This is a genomic window from Hymenobacter rubidus, from assembly GCF_016734815.1.
Lineage (GTDB): Bacteria > Bacteroidota > Bacteroidia > Cytophagales > Hymenobacteraceae > Hymenobacter > Hymenobacter rubidus.
Genome location: NZ_JAERQF010000078.1, coordinates 1 through 1,101 on the forward strand (window position 1 = coordinate 1; position 1,101 = coordinate 1,101).

A 1,101-nucleotide genomic window follows, 5' to 3' on the forward strand; every position below is an offset into this window, starting at 1 on the left:
TATACCCGTCACGAAGTGGGTTGCGAATCGAGCAGGTGAAAGTGGAGGGTGAGTAAGGACGCGAGTTCGTGCCCGAACTCGTCGAGTCGGTGGAAGAAGCCGAGCACGGCCTGGCGAAACTGGCCCTTGGTGCGGTAGAAGGTGGTGTTGATAATCTTCTGGCGCAGGAACTTCCACAGGCGCTCAATCAGGTTCAGGTTGGGCGAATAGGGCGGCAGAAACACCTGGGTAATGGGCTTGCCTTGCAGCCAGGCGGTCAGCTCCTGGTTTTTGTAGTAGCGGGCGTTGTCGCAGACCACGTAAATCGGCGCGCCGCCGGGGTGGGCCGCCAGCAACTGCTCGTACAAGGCTTTTGTGCTTTGGGCGTTGACGCAGGCGGTTTCGTGCACGTGCACCTGCGTGGGGCAGTGCGCGTTCAGGGCCGCGTTCAGGTTTACCCGCTCGCGGCCGCTGACCGTGGGCAGGGGCCGGGGCACGCCTTTTTCGGTCCAGGCCCGGGTGCAGCGCGTGTTGTGGGTGGGGTGGGCCGCGTCGGCAAAGTAGACCACGGCCTGCCCGGCCGCCGCCTGGGCCAGCAGGGGCTGCAACCGTTCGGTTAGGAAGGCGGCCTGCCGTTCGGCATCCGCTTCGCAGGGCACGGGCGTGGTCAGCTTGTAGGCGAAGCCCAGCCGGTGCAGCAAATCGGTTAGGCCGGAAACGGTGTAGCGCACGCCGTACGCCTGTTCCAGCCAGGCCCGAATCGGGCGGCAATCGGTGTACAAGGTCCGGCGCAGCTCGCGGCACAGGCCGGCGAGTTGGGCGCTGGTGAGCAGCCCCCAGTAGCCGCGCTGCTCGTGGTGCAGGTACTTTTCCAGCCCCAGCCGGGCGAAGGCTTCGGCGTAGCGGTACACCGTGCCATCGTCCAGCCCCAAGTCCTCGGCAACACTGCCGGCCGAGCGCCCCTTGTCCAGCAACAGCACCACCGTCACCTTCACGTAGCCCTCGTCATCGCGCCGCTGCTTTTGCAACGCGCGCAACTGCTGGCGCTCCGTGTCGGTGAGAGAAACATTCATGCGGCAAGATTAACCAACTACTTTCGTTTTTCACTTCGCGAAAGGTTTA

Annotated in this window: 1 protein-coding gene; it reads right to left on the reverse strand. The window is 64.2% G+C overall.

The genetic code is table 11. The features are described from left to right. Nucleotides 1-8: 8 nt before the first annotated feature. A complete protein-coding gene (locus tag JKL48_RS22845) occupies nucleotides 9-1,052 on the reverse strand; it encodes an IS630 family transposase (protein ID WP_201987725.1) in 1,044 nt (347 codons plus the stop codon). Between the last annotated feature and the right edge of the window lie 49 nt (nucleotides 1,053-1,101).